We start from the raw sequence: 17,028 nt of genomic DNA on the forward strand, positions 1-17,028 counted from the left end.
GGCGGGTGGCAGCGGGAACATCACCGGGTGCCCGGGCCGGTTCCGCGCTTCAGCCGGTCGCGGGCGACGATGCGCAGCAGCGGCAAGGATTCGACGAAGACCCGGCGCGCATGCCGGCGCGGGTTCAGCGCCAGGCGATGGAGCCACTCCAGGCCAAGCTGGCGGAAGACGGGCGGCGCCCGCTTGACCACCCCGGTCGCGAAATGCAGCGACCCGCCGATGCACAGGCCGACGCCCGTGGCCCGGCCGTCGCGGGCCACGCGGTGGGCCAGGTTCTCGCCCGTCGGCGTGCCGACCGCGAAGAAGACGTAGCGGGCGGGGTTCGCGACCACGAATTCGACGCAGCGCGCCAGTTCCTCCGGCTTGCCGGCCAGACCCATCGGCGGCGAGATCAGCGCCAGGTGCCGCAGCCCGAACTGCGCCATCAATTTCTGGCGCAGGTCCTCGTTGCCGCCGACGACGGTCACGGCGTCGTCGGGCCGGATGGTGTTGTGCAGCATGTACGCGGTCAGGTCGCTGCCGGCCGCCTGCTTCAGGTTCCGCCCGAAGACCCGCTTCGCCAGCAGGCAGACGACCCGGCTGTCGCAGAGGCGCATCCAGGCGCCGTCATAGGCGGCCTGGAACGCCGGGTCTTCGCCCCGGTCGAGGCGCACGAAATGCTGGGCGTTGGGCGTGACGACATAGGTGAAGGGCAGATCGGCCGGGCGGGCCGCAATGGTGGCGGCGGCCTCCGGCACGTCGAGCAGGGCCAGCCGCTGGCCGAGGAAGACATCCTCGGCCACGCTCGCCGTCAGCCCGCTGGTTCCGGCCGATGCCATCGCTGCGCTTCCTGCTCCGGCGTCAGGGCGAGGTGCGGCCGATGGTGTAGTTGAACGTGCGCTGGAACGGCACGACGCGGTTGATGAACTGCTCGACCCAGAGATTGACCTCGCCGATATGGCTGCGCGGCACATAGACGATGTCGCCCGGCTGCAATGGCACGTCGGACTCGTGATGCCCGGTCTGGATGACCTCGCGCACGTTGACGGTGCGCAGCATGGGCCGATTGTTGGGGCTGCGGCGGATCAGCACGATCTCCTCGAAGCGCGCCTCGCTGTCGAAGCCGCCGGCCATGATGATGGCCTGGAGGGTGCTGAGGCGGTTGTCGCCCATGCGGTAGACGTTGGGCGTGCGCACCGAGCCGCCGACATAGATCCGCCACGACACCGCGTCCTCCAGCGCCACCACGACGCTTTGCGGCCGCAGCACCTGCCTGGAACCGGCGATGATCGCGTCCTGGACCTCCGGGATGGTCCGGCCCTCGGCCTTCACCCGGCCGGCGACGCGGATGCCGACGAAGCCGTCCGGCCCGACCGTCACCTCGTCGTCCATCTCGCGCGTGATGAGGAATTTCACCTTCATCTTGTCGCCGACGCCGAGGCGGTACACCGGCATCTCGTCCGTCCAGCTGGCGAAGCCCTCCGGCCGGTGCTGCACGATGGTCAGGGACTGCCCCGTTTCCAGCGACCCGCCGCACGCGGCCAGGAAGAGAAGAGGCGCCAGGGCTATGGACCGGAAATCTAGAGCCATCGGTAGACCCACCTCGGGATGTAGTATTTGCGACCGGTGAATACGGTGCCCAGCACCCCGCCGCCGGCTTCGAGGATCATGTCGCGAAGACGGATGGCGGCCGGCGAGCGCGTGACCTCGCCGCGGACGACCAGGACATTGGCATCGACGATCGAGGCGACGCGCTGGGTGATGGGCGAGAAGCCCTGGGCAGGGCCCGAGATGACGATGACGTCGTACTCGCGGCGAAGCTGGTCGATCTGGCGGCGCGCATCGACCAGCGGCGCCCGCAGGTTGCCCAGCGTCGAATGCGGGCCGTCGGCCGCCAGCCAGAGCTGGGGCACGTCGGACGTGGCCACGGGCATCGCCTCGTCGCGGGTTCCGGGTGCCGTCGCCGGAATGAGCGCGCGGTCGCGGGCGCCGCCGAAATCGATCAGCAGCGTGCGGAGCTGGCGCCCGGTTGCGAACTCCTCGGCCAGGGCCCGGGCCAGCGGCCGCTTGCGCTCGTCGTCGCCGACCGAGGCCAACTGGAACACGCGCAGGTATCGCCCGTCGATTGCGGTATCGAGCATGATCGAGGCGAAGTGGGCCAGCGCCTGGCGCTGATCCGGCCGGTCGAAGCGGGTGCCGGCGCCGCCGAATTCGGCCAGGACGGGCAGCTCCAGCGACCGTTCGGCCTCGGTCGGCATGATGAATGTGCGCCGCAGCCACGCCCCGAAGGCGCCGGCCGCGGCCCCCAGGAGCAGCCCGCCGGAAACCCCGGCGACGAGCAGCGGCAGCCGCAGGTCCAGGCCGGTGATCGGCGCATCGCCCTGCTGGATCAGGCGCACGTTGGAACTGCGGACCTGGGCCGCGTCCTCTTCGATCTTGGCGGCCTCGGCCCGCTTCACGTACTGGCGGTAGGAATCGTCCAGCACGTCGCGGCGGCGGTGCATCTCGACAAGCTGGCCATCGGCGACGCGGAGCTCGGCCAGGCGCTTCTCGGCCGTGATGCGCTGGCGATCCAGCTCGACCAGCTGGTTCTGCAGCGCGTCGCGCTCGACCTTCAGGCTGAGGATCATGTTGGCGAGGAAGCTGGCGGCCGGGTTGCGCACCTCGCGGTCGGTGTAGAAGGTCTTCTGATCGCCCTTGTTGCGCATCGCCTTGCGCACGGTGTCGATCTTCTGCTCGATCTCGGCCAGGGCGGGATAGGTCGGGGCGTACTGCAGCGCCAGTCTGTCGCGCTCGAGCTGCAGGCGCGTCAGGACGTTGCGGTCGTCGTCGTTGGCGGTGGCGTCGCTGCGCTGGCGGAAGTCGAAGACCTGCTTGGGCACGCCCGCCATCTGCCGTTCGGCCTCCTCGAGCTGGGCGGTGATGGCGGCCTGGCGCTCGCTCACCTGGCGGTGGCGCTGGACGACGTTGTCGACCTGGTTGGCGGCCAGCACCCGATCCTGCTCGATTTCGATGACGTTGTAGTCGGCCTTCAGCTTCTGGATGTCGGCGTCGGTCGCCTCGAGCTGCTGCTTGAAGCGCACCACCTCGGATGTCAGGAAGGGCGCGCGCGGGTTGTCGAAGATGTTGCGGCGATGGGCGCGGTAGAAGCCGATCACCGTGTCGACCGTCTTGATCGCCAGTTCGCGGTCGGGATGGCGATAGCTGATGCGCACGACGTTGGAATCGGATTCGACGTTCGCCCGCAGGTCGCGGCGGAACAGCTCCATCGCCCGGTCCATCCGCAACTCGGGCTCGACCGGCGGCAACAGCCCCTCGAAGCGGCCGGTGATGATCTCGGGATAGAGCTTCTCCAGCCCGACCTTCTCGATCGTGCTGCGGATCACGCCGGCGCTGCCGATGATCTCCAGCTCCGAATGGACCGACTTCAGCCCCTCGATCGACAGCACCGCGGGGCCGGTGTCGGCGACGCTCTGGTTGCCGGACACCTCGCGGTTGACCAGCACCATCATCAGCCCGTCGGCCGTGTACTGCGTCTTGATGAAGAAGAGCGCGGCCCCAGCCGCCACCAGCATGGGCAGCAGGGCGGCGAAGATGATCAGGCGGCGGTGGTAGAAGGCGACGATCAACAGGTCGCGCAGCGTGAACGCTTCCTTGCGCAGGATGCTGCCGCGCCAGCCCGATGCGGGGCGCTCGTCGGCGCGCGACAGCCCGGCTGCGGCCTGGGCCGGCTGCGGCAGGCTGCTCTGGTTGCGATCGTCCAGCGGTTCGTTCACGTCCAGCTCTCCAACGTCCCCACCAGGTTTCGATCGCGCCGCCCGTGCCCCCGCCTGGCGGCTTGCAAGCAACCGTAATGTTCTAGTTTCACCGCGCCCCTAGCCTTCATTTGCCGGGACCATCCGCAACCATTCGATTATAGGACAAAAGCGCGCCTGTCGAATCCTCGTAACGCGCGCATTGCGGCAGATTGGCATGTTGAAAAGCAGGCCTTATGGTCGGCCGCACCCCCCGGCAGCGATGCCAGGAACGTGCCGCCGCGGCCGGCTGCCCGCAGCATCCGGAATGCCCCGGAAACGCCCGGTTTCCCTGGCCGCCGGGACGGCTGGCGGACAGCCTCCGTTGCAATCTGCACGCAATGGATTCCCGATCCGCGACGACCGCCAGCGTCGTTTCGCATTTCGGGAATCTTGCTATGCGGGCTTGGTTAGTTCCGCCAGCCCGGCTGCGTCTCGTCCAGCAGGCGCAGCATCGCCGGCCACAGGCGCTGCCCGGTCTTGGTGCGGTCGGCCGACGTGCTGAACTGGCCGGCCGTGTGGCGCGCCACGGCGTCCGGCGGCAGGCGGAACGGGCGGCCGGTCGCCAGCACATCCATCTGCACCCGCGCCGACTGCTCCAGATAGTACATCAGGTAGAAGGCGGCGGCCGGGGTGTGGCCCACGGTCAGCAGGCCGTGGTTGCGCAGGATCAGCACCGGGTGGCCGGCCAGGTCGCGTCCCAGGCGGGCCTGCTCGTCCAGGTCGAGGGCCACGCCTTCATAGTCGTGGTAGCCGACGTTGCCGTAGAATTCGAGCGCGAACTGGTTGAGCGGCAGCAGCCCTTCCTCCAGGCAGGACAGGGCGACGCCGGCCCGCGTATGGGTATGGACGGCGCAGCCGACCTCGGGCCGGGCCTGCAGGACGGCACTGTGGATGACGTAGCCCGCCATGTTGGCCGGATAGTTGGACGGCCCCCGCAGTTCGCCGTCATAGGACATCTTCACCAGGCTGGACGGCGTGATCTCGTTGAACAGCAGGCCGTAGGGGTTGATCAGGAACGTGTCCGCCTCCCCCGGCACCCGGGCCGAGGCATGGGTGAAGATGGTGTCGTCCATGCCGTAATGGGCCAGCAGGCGGTAGACGGCTGCCAGGTGCAGGCGGGCCTCGGCCTCGGTGGTCATGGCGCCGGCCTGGGCCGTGGGCGCATCGGTAACGACGGTGGTCATCGGCAGGGGCCTCTCGGTCTCAAAGGCGGACGGCGCGGAAGCGGGGGAGCGACGATCATGCCGCCGGATACCGCAGCGCACCAGGGCCAAGGCGCCGCCGCCGGCCCGCCAGGGGTGCGACGGATGCCATGGTGCGGCAGAACCGCCACGCGTTTGCGCGGCCCCGGCGCTTGGGCTAGGTTTCGCGGCTTCGGATACATTTGTCCCCGGGGAGGGATAGCAGCGATGTTGCGGGCACGCCTCAGCGAGGCCCTGAAGACCGCCATGCGGGAACGCGACCAGCCGGCGGTATCGACCGTGCGGCTGATCCTGGCCGCCCTCAAGGACCGGGACATCGCCGCGCGCGGGCGCGGCAATGGCGATGGCATCAGCGACCTGGAGATCCTCCAGCTCCTCCAGACCATGGTGAAGCAGCGGCGGGAAAGCATCGAGCTCTATGCCCGCGGCGGCCGCCAGGACCTGGTCGACCAGGAGGCGGGCGAGATCGTCATCATCGAGCGCTTCCTGCCGCAGCAGATGGACGAGGCCCAGGCCCAGGCCGCGATCGGCGCCGTGGTCGCCGAACTCGGCGCCGCCAGCATCAAGGACATGGGCCGGGTGATGGCGCTGCTGAAGGAGCGCCATGCCGGCCAGATGGACTTCACCCGGGCCAGCGCCCAGGTAAAGCAGGCGCTGACCTGAAGCGGCCGCGGCGCCGCCCGACCTGGGCGCGGGGCCGGTCCAAGGGGGGAGACTGACCGCTGGCCTTTCCGCCCGCCTTCATCGAGGAGCTGAAGTCCCGCGTCGGGTTGACCGAGACGGTGGGCCGGCGCGTCCGCCTCATCCGCGCGGGGACTGTGCACAAGGGCCTGTGCCCGTTCCACCAGGAGAAGAGCCCGTCCTTCACCGTCGACGAGCGGCGCGGCACCTTCCACTGCTTCGGCTGCGGCGCCCATGGCAACGCCATCGACTTCGTCATGCGGGCCGAGAACCTGGGCTTCCGCGAGGTGGTCGAGCGGCTGGCGGGCGAGGTGGGGCTGCCCCTGCCGCAGGAGACGCCGGCCGCCCGCGCGCGCGACGACCGCCGCGGCACCTTGCAGGCGGCGCTGGAGGCGGCGGCCGAATGGTTTATCCAGCGCCTGGCCGATGGCCGCGTCGGCCAGGCGGCGCTCGAATACCTGTCCGGGCGCGGGCTCGACGCTGCGGCGATCAAGCGGTTCGGCATCGGCTTCGCCCCCGCCGGCCGCACGCTGCTGAAGGACGCCCTGGGCACGCGCTTTCCCGAAGAACTGCTGGTGGAGGCGGGGCTGCTCGGCCGGCCGGAGGGGGGCGGGGCCAGCTATGACCGCTTCCGCAGCCGGATCATGTTCCCGATCCACGACCTGCGCGGGCGCATCTGCGGCTTCGGCGGGCGGGTCATGGGCGACGGCGAGCCCAAGTACCTGAACTCGCCCGAGACCGAACTGTTCCAGAAGGGGCGCCTGCTCTACGGCTTCGACCGGGCCTCGGCCGCGGCCCGCAAGTCGGGCGAGGTCGTGGCGGTCGAGGGCTACATGGACGTGATCGCGCTGCACCTGGCCGGCATCCAGACGGCCGTGGCACCGCTGGGCACGGCCATGACGGAGCAGCAGATCGCCCTCCTGTGGCGCCTGGCGCCCGAGCCGATCCTCTGCTTCGACGGCGACGCCGCCGGCCAGCGCGCCGCCAGCCGGGCGGCCGAGCGCGCGCTGCCGATGCTGAAGCCCGGCCACTCGCTGCGCTTCGCCCTGCTGCCGCCGGGCGACGACCCCGACAGCCTGGTGCGCCAGCGCGGTGCCGATGCCATGCGCGAGATCCTGGCGGCGGCGCGGCCGCTGCGCGACCTGCTGCTTGCGACCGAGGTGGCGGGGCATAGCTTCGACACGCCCGAGCGCCGGGCCGGCCTGCGCCAGCGGCTGCGCCAACTGGCCGGCCGGATCGAGGATCGCGAGACGCAGGAGGAGTACCAGGCCGAGTTCGCGCGCACCTGCGACCAGGCTTTCGGCCGGACGCGGGGGGGCGGTGACAACCGTCCGCCGCCCGGCCGCAGGGCGCCGGCACCGGGCCGTCGATTCCCTGCCGGCGGGCGGTCCTCCTATCCCCCGCCCGCCCTGTCCGAGCCGCCGCCGCCGGTGCCGGACCATTGGGGCGTGCACGAAAGCCGGCTGCTGCTGCTGGCGCTGCGGGACGGTGCCCGGCTGACCGAGATCGGCGAGGGGCTGGGCGCAATGGCCTTCCGCAACCCCGCGCTGGAGACGCTGCGCCACGACCTGGTGGAGGCTCTGGGCCTCGAACAGCTTGACTCCGGATCGATCGAGCGCCATTTGACGGAACTAGGCCACGGCCCGACTCTGGATCGGTTGCGCGGCTCGGAGGCCCGGCGTGGCTGGGCCTGCGTAGGATCCGAGACGTCTCCCGAGGAATCGCTGTTCCAATGGCGTCATTCCCAGGTCGCGTGGCAACTCGACGAGATAGAGCGTGAGAATTCGGCGGCGCGGCGTAGTTTCGCCGAATCTGACCCGTCCGCCGCGTCCGGGCGGCTCGTCCGGCTGGCGGCGGAAAAGGCCGAGCTTCTGCGTTATCGGCAGGAACTCGATGGCGAACTCGACGCCCTGAGGCAGTCGGGCTCCGGCAAGTTGTGAGCGGCCGGGTCGGATACCGGGGCGGATACAGGTATTAGGGGGTCTTATCGAATGGCGACGAAGGCGGCGAGCACGGCGGCGGATCAGGTCGAAAACCGCGAGGACTCCGAGGCCCCCCTCATCGACACGATGACGGCGGCCGTCAAGCGCATGATCGCGCGGGGCAAGGAGCGCGGCTTCGTGACCCTGGACGAGGTCAACTCCGTGCTGCCGGCCGACCAGCTATCCTCGGAGCAGATCGAGGACGTGCTGGCGATGCTGTCGGACCTCGGCATCAACGTGGTCGAGGGCGAGGAGGCCGAGGAGGCCCCGCCGGCGGCCGAGGCCGAGGACGAGGCCGAGGCCCGCGGCAATCTCGACGACGAGGATGTCGGCCGCACCGACGACCCCGTGCGCATGTACCTGCGCGAGATGGGGTCGGTCGAGTTGCTGTCGCGCGAGGGCGAGATCGCCATCGCCAAGCGCATCGAAGCCGGCCGCGAGATGATGATCGGCGGCATCTGCGAAAGCCCGCTGACCGTCCGCTCGCTGCTGGAGTGGCGCGAGTCCCTGATCGCCAACAAGGTGCTGCTGCGCGACATCGTCGACCTCGACGCCATGTCGGGCGCCACGCCCGGCACCGAGGCGCCGGGCGAGGATGCCGAGCCGGCCGCGGCCGAAGGCGGCGAGGCCGAGGAGGGCGGCGAGGCCGAGGGCGACTTCGAGTCCGAGGAGGCGGCCCTCTCGCTGTCGCAGCTGGAGCAGCAGTGGAAGCCGATGATCCTGGCCACGCTGGACCAGATCGCGGCCTCGCAGAAGAAGCTGCACAAGGCCCAGGAACAGCGGTTCAGCCACCTCCAGAAGGGCGAGGAGGTGCCCAAGCCGACTGAGAAGCGCTACGAGAAGGCCAAGCAGGAGGTCATCGACCTCATGAAGTCGATCCGCCTCAACAATTCGCGGATCGAGCAGCTCGTCGACGAGCTCTATGGCCTGAACCGCCGCCTGATCGGCTTCGAGGGGCGGCTGCTGCGCCTGGCCGAGAGCTGTGGCGTGAAGCGCGAGGAGTTCCTGCGCTACTATCCCGCCTCCGAGCACGACCCGAACTGGATGGAGCGCGTCGGCGCCCTGCCGGGGCGCGGCTGGAAGGCGTTCGCCGGCCCGAAGTTCGCGACCCAGATCGCCGAGGCCCGCGCCGAGATCGCCCGCATCTCGACCGCCGTGCGCCTGCCGGTGCTGGAATTCCGCCGCAACGTGCAGACCGTCCAGAAGGGCGAGCGCGAAGCCGGCAAGGCCAAGAAGGAGATGGTGGAGGCCAACCTGCGCCTCGTCATCTCGATCGCCAAGAAGTACACCAACCGCGGCTTGCAGTTCCTCGACCTGATCCAGGAAGGCAACATCGGCCTGATGAAGGCGGTCGACAAGTTCGAGTACCGCCGCGGCTACAAGTTCTCGACCTATGCCACCTGGTGGATTCGCCAGGCCATCACCCGCTCGATCGCCGACCAGGCGCGCACCATCCGCATCCCGGTGCACATGATCGAGACGATCAACAAGCTGGTGCGCACCTCGCGCCAGATGCTGCACGAGATCGGCCGCGAGCCGACGCCGGAGGAACTGGCCGAGAAGCTCGGCATGCCGCTGGAGAAGGTGCGCAAGGTCCTGAAGATCGCCAAGGAGCCGATCAGCCTCGAGACGCCGATCGGCGACGAGGAGGACAGCCACCTGGGCGACTTCATCGAGGACAAGAACGCCGTCCTGCCCCTCGATGCCGCCATCCAGGCCAACCTGCGCGAGACGACGACGCGCGTGCTGGCCAGCCTGACCGCCCGCGAGGAGCGCGTGCTGCGCATGCGCTTCGGCATCGGCATGAACACCGACCACACGCTGGAAGAGGTCGGCCAGCAGTTCTCGGTCACCCGCGAGCGGATCCGGCAGATCGAGGCCAAGGCCCTGCGCAAGCTGAAGCACCCGAGCCGGTCGCGCAAGCTGCGGAGCTTCCTCGACGATTGAGGCGGCGCGCGTGCCGACCATCTCGATATTCTTCGGGATCGTCGTGCAGATGTACTATCGCGATCATCTGCCGCCGCGCGCAAGGCGACTGGTCTGTGACTGGGTCTTGTCGCGGCAGGCCGCATTGTCGGAGAATTGGGAGCTGGCCCGCCGGATGCGGGCGTTGCGCCAGGTGCCGGGAGCGGACGTGACATGATCGAACTGGTGAAGATCCTGTCGGTTTTGCCAAGTGGCCCCAGCCGGCTCAGATTGCGCTTTTCCGACGGAACGTCCGGCGAGCACGATTTCGCTCCCATGCTGGCCGAAGGCGGCGAGATGGTGGAGCCCCTGCGCGACCCTGCGATGTTCGCCCGGGCTTTCGTCCAGATGGGGACGGTTTCCTGGCCGAATGGTTTCGACCTCGACAGCATCGCATTGCGCCGGGAGATGGGCGCGGCGGGGGAGTTGGATCGCCCGGCGGCATGATGCCCCCGCCATCGCCTCGGAGCCGGGGAGGTAGATTGGTGATGCCACCGTGGTTTCCCTACCGGCTCAGCCCGCCTAGACCCTCCGGTGGCGACACCGGGGGGATTCCTTCGAATGATCAGCCTGTCGCGGGTTGACAGCGCCGACTCCTCCGAAGCCATATCTGGGCATCCCCTATCGTCCGATCGAGGAGCCCCCCTCATGCCCGACGACATGAAGCCGATCTACCAGGTAAACGAGTACACGCCCGACCCCGCCGTGGTGTTCGACCGCAAGGTGGCCGCGACCTATGTCCGCTATGCGCGGATGATGGTGGCGCGCGGCTACGTCCAGAGTTCGCTGGGCGGCATGGCCGTGCGCGTGCCGCATCCCGACCATGCCGACGGCATCTGCTACGCCAAGCCCCAGGGCATCTCGCTGGAGGAGATGGAGGAGGACGACCTCGTCATCACCGACATCCCCTACGGACGCGTCCTGCATGGCGACCGGGCGACCACGGTCGGCCACCAGATGAACCGCGAGATCCTGCGCCTGCGGCCCGACGTTAACTGCGTCATCCACCTGCACCATGACGAGACGATCGCCTTCCTGGCGGCCGGGCATGAGGAGATCCGCTCGACCTCGCTCACCTTCTCGTACCTGATGCAGAAGCCGGCCCGCTACCTGCCCGCGCACCTGAACGTCGAGGAGGATGTGGGCCCGATCAAGACCTTCATCCAGGACACCAACTGCATCATCATGCGCCGCCACGGCTTCACCGTGCTGGGGCGCACCGTGTCGGAGGCCTATCACCGCACCAACGTCCTGGTGTCGGAGGTAAAGCGCAACGTCATCGTCGAGATGCTGTCGGCGGTGAAGGGCACGACGCCCGAATACCTGTCCACCGAGGACATGGAGTGGATGTTCAAGCGCGGCGACGCGGTCGTCTACCCGACCCTCATCCGCAAGGAATCGCACTGATGCGCGCGGTAGCACTTACCCTCCTGGCGGTCGTGGCGGCGCTGCCGGCGGCCGCGGCCGATCCCTTTCCGACCAAGCCGATCCGCCTCGTCGTGCCGTTCCCGGCCGGCGGCGGCACCGACGTGGTGGCCCGCGTCGTCGCCAACGGCATGGCGCCGGCGCTGGGCCAGTCGGTCGTGGTCGAGAACCGGGGCGGCGCCGGTGGCACGGTGGGGGCCGACGCCGTCGCCAAGGCGGCACCCGATGGCTACACCATCGGCATCGCCACCAGCAGCACCCATCCGGCCGCCGTCGTCCTGCGGAAGAACGTCCCCTACGACCCGGCGACCGGCTTCCAGCCGATCGGCCTCATCGGCACCACCCCCTACATCCTGGTGTCGGGCCTCCAGGTGCCGGCCAAGTCGCTGACGGAGTTCATCGCCTACACCAAGGCCAATGCCGGCCGCGTCAACTATGCCTCGGTCGGGGTCAGCACGCTGGGCTATCTGCTGTCGGAGCAGTTGAAGATCATCACCGGCATGGACCTGACGCATGTCGCCTATCGCGGCGCCTCGCAGGCCTATCCCGACGTGATCTCGAACAACGTCTCGGCCTTCCTCGACAACCCGACCGGGTCGGCCGGCCTGGTGCGCGACGGCCAGCTCCGCGCCTATGCCGTCACGGCCAAGTCGAGCGTCCTGCCGGACGTGCCGACCTTTGCCGAGGCCGGCGTGCCTGGCTTCGACACCACGTTCTGGTACGGCTTCGTGGCGCCGGCCGGCACGCCGCAGCCGATCGTCGACCGCCTGGCCAAGGCGATGCGCGACTTCGTGCTGTCGCCCCAGGGCCGGGCGGAGCTGGAGGCCAAGGACGTGACCCCCGTCGGCAGCACGCCCGCGGCCTTCGGGAAGACGATCACCGACGACCTGGCGCAGTGGAAGGCGCTGGCCGAGAAGCTGGGCATCCAGCCGGAGTAGGGCGCCCCAGGCGTCTTCAGGCGATCCGGTCAGGGCGGCGGTTGCGTCCGCCGCCCCGGCTGGTATTTTTGCGCAATACCGAACCAGCCAGCGGCGATGGCGGCCCTCCCGGCGCCGGCCCGCTGCGTTTGCCATCAGTTCGCCTTTGCCATCAGGAGCCCCCATGTCGGATGCGATCCAGGAAGCCGCCCTGCGCCGGAAGAAGATGTACCAGCGCGGTGCCACCACGGTGTTCGCCAGCAAGGCCGACCCGCGCTTCCCCTATTGCATGTATGTGCCGCAGACCTTCGACGACGACCCGGCCGGGCACACCCTGATCATCACCATCCACGGCACCGGCCGCACGATGGGCGTCTATCGCGACGGCTTCGCGGAATTCTGCCGCTGGAACAAATGCCTGGTGCTGTCGCCGCTCTTCCCGGTGGGCGTGCTGGGCGACGACAATCCCGAAGGCTTCAAGTACATGCGCGAGGGCGACATCCGCTACGACCAGGTGCTCCTGGCGATGGTGGACGAGGTCTCGCAGAAGCTGGGCGTGCGCTTCGACCGCTTCATGATGTTCGGCTTCTCGGGCGGTGGCCATTTCGTCCACCGCTTCTTCTACCTGCACCCCAAGCGCCTGCTGGCGGCCTCGATCGGCTCGCCCGGTGCCGTCACCTTGATCAATCCCGACAAGGATTTCTGGGTCGGCACCCGCAACCTGAAGGAGCTGTTCGGCATCGAGCTCGACCTGCCGGCGATGCGCGACGTGGCGGTCCAGATGGTGGTCGGCGGTGCCGACATCGAGACCTGGGAGATCGACTACAAGCCGGGCAGCGTCAACTACATGGACGGGATCAACGATACCGGCCGCACCCGGATCGAGCGCAACACCGCGCTGAAGGAGAATTTCGAGGCCCATGGCATCGCCGTCCGCCAGGATATCGTGCCCAACGTGCCGCATGACGGGGCCAAGGTCCTGCCGGTGGTGCAGGATTTCTTCGTCGACGTGCTGAAGCGCCACCGCAATAGCTGACCCCGGGAGCCCGCGTCCATGACCCGCCCGATTGCCGCCGCGGCGCTTGCCGCCGTGCTCGCCCTGCCGATGGCGGCGGCGGCCGACATGATCACGGTCGCCACCAACGCCGACATCCGCTCGACCAACCCCGGTGTCAACCGCGACGACAACACCGATGCCGTCATCCTGCACATCGTCGAGGGGCTGGTCGCCTATCGCGAGGATGGCACGGTGGGCCCGCTCCTGGCCGAACGGGTGGAGATGTCGGCCGACGGCCGCACCTACACCTTCGCGCTGCGGCGCGGGGTGCGGTTCCACAACGGCGCCCTGATGACCTCGGCCGACGTGCTGTGGAGCTGGAACCGGCTGATGGACGCCAAGACCGACTGGCGTTGCCGCAACGAGTTCGACGGCCGCGGCCTGTTCAAGGTCGAGGCGGTCGAGGCACCCGACGCCACCACCGTCACCATGCGCATCGACCGGCCGAGTGCGCTGTTCCTGGCGACGCTGGCGCGCACCGATTGCGGCATGACGGCCGTCATCCACAAGGATTCGGTGAATGCCGACGGCAGTTGGAAGGCGCCCGTGGGCACCGGCCCGTTCAAGCTGGGCGACTGGCGCCGCGGCCAGCAGGTGATCCTGGAAAAGTTCGCCGACTACGCGACGCTGCCCGGCCCGCGCGACGGCTATGCCGGCGGCAAGCGCCCGCTGGTCGACCAGGTGAAGTTCCTGGTCATCCCCGATCCCTCGACGGTGAAGGCGGCCCTGCTGTCGGGCGCGGTCGATGCCTCGGACGTGCCCGATGCCGACCTGGAGGAGATGAAGGCCAACCCGGCCATCGTGCTGAAATCCGCGCCGACGCCGGTCATGCACGGCTTGCTGATCCAGACGCAGGACCCGGTCCTGGCCGACGTCCGCGTCCGCCAGGCGATCTCGGCCGCCCTCGACACGGCCGAGATCGTGGCCGCCGTCTCGAACGGGCTGGGAAAGCCCAACGCCTCGATCGTCTCGACCGCGTCGGCCTACTACGGCGCGGTCCAGCGCGAGAGCGTGCCGCACGACCCGGCGCGGGCCAAGAAGCTGCTGGCAGAGGCTGGCTATCGCGGCCAGCCGATCAAGCTGATCGCCAACAAGCGCCCCGTGGTGCCCAGCTTCTCGGTCGCCGTCATCGCCCAGGCGATGATGCAGGCGGTCGGCCTCAACGTGGAGATCGAGGTGCTGGAATGGGCGACCCAGCTCGATCGCTACCAGAAGGGCAGCTACCAGATGATGTCCTTCTCCTACTCCGCCCGCTTCGACCCGGCGCTGAGCTACGAGCAGGTGTCGGGGCCCAAGGACAAGCAGCCGCGCAAGGTGTGGGACGACGCCGAGGGCCTGCGGCTGCTGGACGAGGTGATGACGGTCACCGACAAGCCCGCCCGCCAGGCGCTCTTCGACCGCATGCATCGCCGCTTCATTGAGACCGTGCCGATGCTGGTGCTCTACAACGGCGTCGACTCCGTCGCCCATTCCAAGCGGATCGAGGGCTACGAGCCCTGGCTCGGCGCCAAGCCCCGCCTGTGGGGGGTGAAGCGCCTGCCCTGACCGTTCTGTCCTCGACAAGGCGGGTGGCGACGCGCTACCCGTCTTGACCTTGGCAGGGCCCGTAGTTCAGCGGTCAGAACGCGCCGCTCATAACGGTGTTGTCGCAGGTTCGAATCCTGCCGGGCCCACCATCGCCTTATCGGCACCGGGAATCCTGCCTAAGATATTGAAGGGCAAGGATAAAGTGGCGGTTCTAAAGCCTTCGCCCCGCGCGTAGCGGAGGCGCTCGGCGAAGGCCAGTTTGAGGACCGATCGGCGGTCCTCCAGACGCTCGGAACGCCAGAGTTTCCAAGGGTTCCCGAGGAATTCGAGCGCGGTTCTAAGCGTGTCGGAGAAGCTGCTGGCGGGACGGCCGGCGGAAGCCATCTGCTCCTGGATCAGGAGCTTGTCCTCTTCGAGCCGGCGGATGCGCTCCTCATAGGCGGCGATGACGCTGGGCACGCGGGCATCGAGGATGCGCTCCAGCAGCTGGGCGACTTGGCGCTCGATCTTGGCCAGCTCGGCCTTCATCGCCTTGGCGCGGGCTTCGCCCTGCGCCGAACGGCGGTTCCACAGATCCTCGAACATCGACCGGGCCACCTTGAACAGGGCCTCGGACGGCTGGAGCGCGCGCAGGAGCGTCTCGAACTGGCCCTCGATGTCGGCGCGCCGGATCGACTTGCCGTACTTCTCGCAGCCGCGCTTGGGGCAGTGGTAGTAGGGGTGCGAGCGGATCCGCCCCTTCGACCAGCAGGCCGTCAGCGGCGAGCCGCAGTCGGCACAGACGACGAAGCCGCGCAGCGGGAAGTCCTGGTTGAGGTTGCGGCGGATCGGCGCCCGGTGGATGCCGTCGAGCCGCTCCTGGATGCGCTGGTAGGTCCGCACCCCGATCAGCGGCTCATGCTGTCCCGGCCGCCGCTCGATGCCGAAGCTCGGCGCCTCGACATAGCCGGCATAGACACACTGCCGGAGCAGCACCGTCACCCGCTCGTTGCAGATGCGCCCGCTGGTCTCCGGCTTGGGGAAGAGGGGATGGTCCTGGAGGAAGCGCATCACGTCGGCCTGGGACTCGAAGTGGCCCGCGGCATAGCCTTCGAGGGCTTCCTGGACGACCGAGGCGGCCGGCTCGTCGCGCTTCAGCATCTTCCCGCGGCCCGGCACGGTCACGTACTTGTAGCCGACCGGCGCCTGGAACACCCAGTAGCCGTTCATGACCCGGGCGCTCATGCGGTTCTTCACCTGCTCGCCGTTCTTCTGGCGCTGGTGCTGGGAGACGCTGGCGAGCAGGTTCTCGACCAGGATCGAGTCCGAGTCCTCGCCGAACTCGATGGAGGGGGACTCCAGGTTGCCGCCGGCCTTGGCGATGGCGCCACGCAGCTCCAGGTGGGCCTGGAGGCCGCGGGCCAGGCGCGAGACGTCGTCGATGATGACGACAGTGCCCTTGGCGCGGCGACGCCGCAGGAAGGCCAGCATGGACTTCATGCCGGGCCGGTCGATGAGGCTGCCGGAGACGTCGTCGCGGAACACCTCGATGACGGCATAGCCCTTCATCCGCGCGAACTCGCGGCAGCGGGTCTCCTGTGAGTTCAGTCCGTCGCCGACCTTGGTCTGCTTGATGCTCGATACGCGGCAGTAGATGACCGCCTGCTTGTGCTCCCTGTCCGTCATGGCGAATCCCGATCCTCCCCGTCTGCTGGCGTCTCCGATGTGGTGATGGCGGATTGTACCGCACCCGGCGCGTCGCCGGCCTCGTCGCCGAACACTTGTCCACAGACATCCACGGTGAAGCCGAGCTCGACGAAGCTGCGCATGATCGACCAGAGGGTCTCCAGCAGCTCGCGCTGCTGATCCGGCATCAGGTCGAAGCCGGCGAGATCGGCGCGGTAGCGCTCGATGTCCAGTTCGAGGGCCGGCGGCACGGCCGCGCCGGCGTCGGAGAACTCCCGGTCGAGACCGGTCAGAGTATCGTTGTTCATGACCGGCCTCCTTTCTTGCTCGCCGTCACGGAAAGCGAGTCATCATATAGAACAAATGCAGAACATACAAGGAAAACTTTCCTATTATCGATAATATTGCTCCTATTCATTGTGTTCTCCTTCCATCGAACGAACGAGTTCTTGATCGTGGCGTCCGGACTCCATCCGCGCCTGGCGCAGGGCGCGATAGATGGCCCGGACCTTCCAGCTGGAGGCGACGATCAGCGCGCCACGATGGCCGACGGCATCGACGTGGAGGATCGCGGTGCCCAGGCCGATGAGGAGGCCGGCACCGGCGATGCCCCACAGGACGAGCAGCTCGCCCGGGAACAGCAGGTCGCCGTAGATGGCGGTGGTCAGCGTTGCGAATACGGCCATGCCGAGGGCGAGCCAGAGCGGATCGCGGCGGATGCGGGCGGTGACGTTGGCGATCGGGTAGAAGCGCCGCGGCGTGGAGAGAAGGTTGGCACTGACCAGGTAGGTGCCGTCGTCGAGATAGACGCGGGGTGTCGTCTTCATGGCC

16 protein-coding genes and 1 tRNA gene are annotated in these 17,028 nt (G+C 68.6%); 10 read left to right on the top strand and 7 right to left on the bottom strand.

Annotated features, from left to right (window positions below):
* Window positions 1–20 precede the first annotated feature (20 nt).
* The 4 genes from STVA_RS01420 to STVA_RS01435 form a co-directional block, all read right to left on the bottom strand.
* On the bottom strand, window positions 21–818 hold the full coding sequence (locus STVA_RS01420; protein ID WP_123687680.1) for a WecB/TagA/CpsF family glycosyltransferase: 798 nt from the start codon (window positions 816–818) through the stop codon (window positions 21–23).
* A 22-nt stretch (window positions 819–840) separates the two neighbouring features.
* Window positions 841–1,569 carry a polysaccharide biosynthesis/export family protein gene (locus tag STVA_RS01425; RefSeq protein ID WP_123687681.1) on the bottom strand — a complete coding sequence of 243 codons (729 nt, stop codon included), beginning with the start codon at window positions 1,567–1,569 and terminating at the stop codon, window positions 841–843.
* Window positions 1,560–3,755, bottom strand: a complete 2,196-nt coding sequence (locus STVA_RS01430; protein ID WP_170216257.1) for a GumC family protein — start codon at window positions 3,753–3,755, stop codon at window positions 1,560–1,562. Before STVA_RS01430 ends, STVA_RS01425 begins: the two co-directional genes overlap by 10 nt.
* A 428-nt stretch (window positions 3,756–4,183) precedes the next feature.
* Window positions 4,184–4,960, bottom strand: coding sequence for a class II aldolase/adducin family protein (locus tag STVA_RS01435; RefSeq protein WP_123687683.1), 777 nt, complete (start codon window positions 4,958–4,960; stop codon window positions 4,184–4,186).
* A 225-nt stretch (window positions 4,961–5,185) separates the two neighbouring features.
* Here STVA_RS01435 and STVA_RS01440 point away from each other — a divergent pair, with 225 nt between their 5' ends.
* The 10 genes from STVA_RS01440 to STVA_RS01485 all read left to right on the top strand — a co-directional run bounded on the left by STVA_RS01440 (window position 5,186) and on the right by STVA_RS01485 (window position 14,681).
* Window positions 5,186–5,641 (top strand): GatB/YqeY domain-containing protein, encoded by a 456-nt coding sequence (locus STVA_RS01440; protein ID WP_123687684.1) that lies wholly within the window; start codon window positions 5,186–5,188, stop codon window positions 5,639–5,641.
* Window positions 5,642–5,748: 107 nt separating this feature from the next.
* Window positions 5,749–7,599, top strand: coding sequence for a DNA primase (gene dnaG / locus STVA_RS01445; RefSeq protein WP_170216258.1), 1,851 nt, complete (start codon window positions 5,749–5,751; stop codon window positions 7,597–7,599).
* 51 nt (window positions 7,600–7,650) lie between these two features.
* Entirely contained in the window at window positions 7,651–9,588 is a 1,938-nt protein-coding gene (gene rpoD / locus STVA_RS01450; protein ID WP_123687686.1) for an RNA polymerase sigma factor RpoD, read from the top strand.
* Window positions 9,589–9,598: 10 nt separating this feature from the next.
* Window positions 9,599–9,784 carry a DUF4160 domain-containing protein gene (locus STVA_RS01455; RefSeq protein WP_123687687.1) on the top strand — a complete coding sequence of 62 codons (186 nt, stop codon included), beginning with the start codon at window positions 9,599–9,601 and terminating at the stop codon, window positions 9,782–9,784.
* On the top strand, window positions 9,781–10,053 hold the full coding sequence (locus STVA_RS01460) for a DUF2442 domain-containing protein (RefSeq protein ID WP_170216259.1): 273 nt from the start codon (window positions 9,781–9,783) through the stop codon (window positions 10,051–10,053). Before STVA_RS01455 ends, STVA_RS01460 begins: the two co-directional genes overlap by 4 nt.
* A gap of 201 nt (window positions 10,054–10,254) precedes the next feature.
* Window positions 10,255–11,013, top strand: a complete 759-nt coding sequence (locus STVA_RS01465) for a class II aldolase/adducin family protein (protein WP_170216260.1) — start codon at window positions 10,255–10,257, stop codon at window positions 11,011–11,013.
* Window positions 11,013–11,969 (top strand): Bug family tripartite tricarboxylate transporter substrate binding protein, encoded by a 957-nt coding sequence (locus tag STVA_RS01470; RefSeq protein ID WP_123687689.1) that lies wholly within the window; start codon window positions 11,013–11,015, stop codon window positions 11,967–11,969. The genes STVA_RS01465 and STVA_RS01470 overlap by 1 nt, the downstream gene beginning before the upstream one ends.
* A 163-nt stretch (window positions 11,970–12,132) precedes the next feature.
* Window positions 12,133–12,984, top strand: coding sequence for an alpha/beta hydrolase family protein (locus STVA_RS01475; protein WP_123687690.1), 852 nt, complete (start codon window positions 12,133–12,135; stop codon window positions 12,982–12,984).
* An 18-nt stretch (window positions 12,985–13,002) separates the two neighbouring features.
* Window positions 13,003–14,550, top strand: a complete 1,548-nt coding sequence (locus STVA_RS01480; RefSeq protein ID WP_123687691.1) for an ABC transporter substrate-binding protein — start codon at window positions 13,003–13,005, stop codon at window positions 14,548–14,550.
* 55 nt (window positions 14,551–14,605) lie between these two features.
* Window positions 14,606–14,681 (top strand) — tRNA-Ile (locus tag STVA_RS01485).
* On the opposite strand, the gene STVA_RS28490 is transcribed toward STVA_RS01485, so the two are convergent.
* The 3 genes from STVA_RS28490 to STVA_RS01500 form a co-directional block, all read right to left on the bottom strand.
* Complete coding sequence (locus STVA_RS28490) at window positions 14,638–16,197, bottom strand: recombinase family protein (protein WP_123687710.1); 1,560 nt, start codon at window positions 16,195–16,197, stop codon at window positions 14,638–14,640. The genes STVA_RS01485 and STVA_RS28490 overlap by 44 nt on opposite strands.
* Window positions 16,194–16,505: a hypothetical protein gene (locus STVA_RS01495; RefSeq protein WP_123687692.1), complete on the bottom strand. Its 312-nt coding sequence runs from the start codon at window positions 16,503–16,505 to the stop codon at window positions 16,194–16,196. The genes STVA_RS28490 and STVA_RS01495 overlap by 4 nt, the downstream gene beginning before the upstream one ends.
* Before the next feature lie 102 nt (window positions 16,506–16,607).
* Window positions 16,608–17,024: a hypothetical protein gene (locus STVA_RS01500; RefSeq protein ID WP_123687693.1), complete on the bottom strand. Its 417-nt coding sequence runs from the start codon at window positions 17,022–17,024 to the stop codon at window positions 16,608–16,610.
* Window positions 17,025–17,028 lie beyond the last annotated feature (4 nt).

It is taken from the genome of Stella humosa (genome assembly GCF_006738645.1).
GTDB lineage: Bacteria > Pseudomonadota > Alphaproteobacteria > ATCC43930 > Allostellaceae > Allostella > Allostella humosa.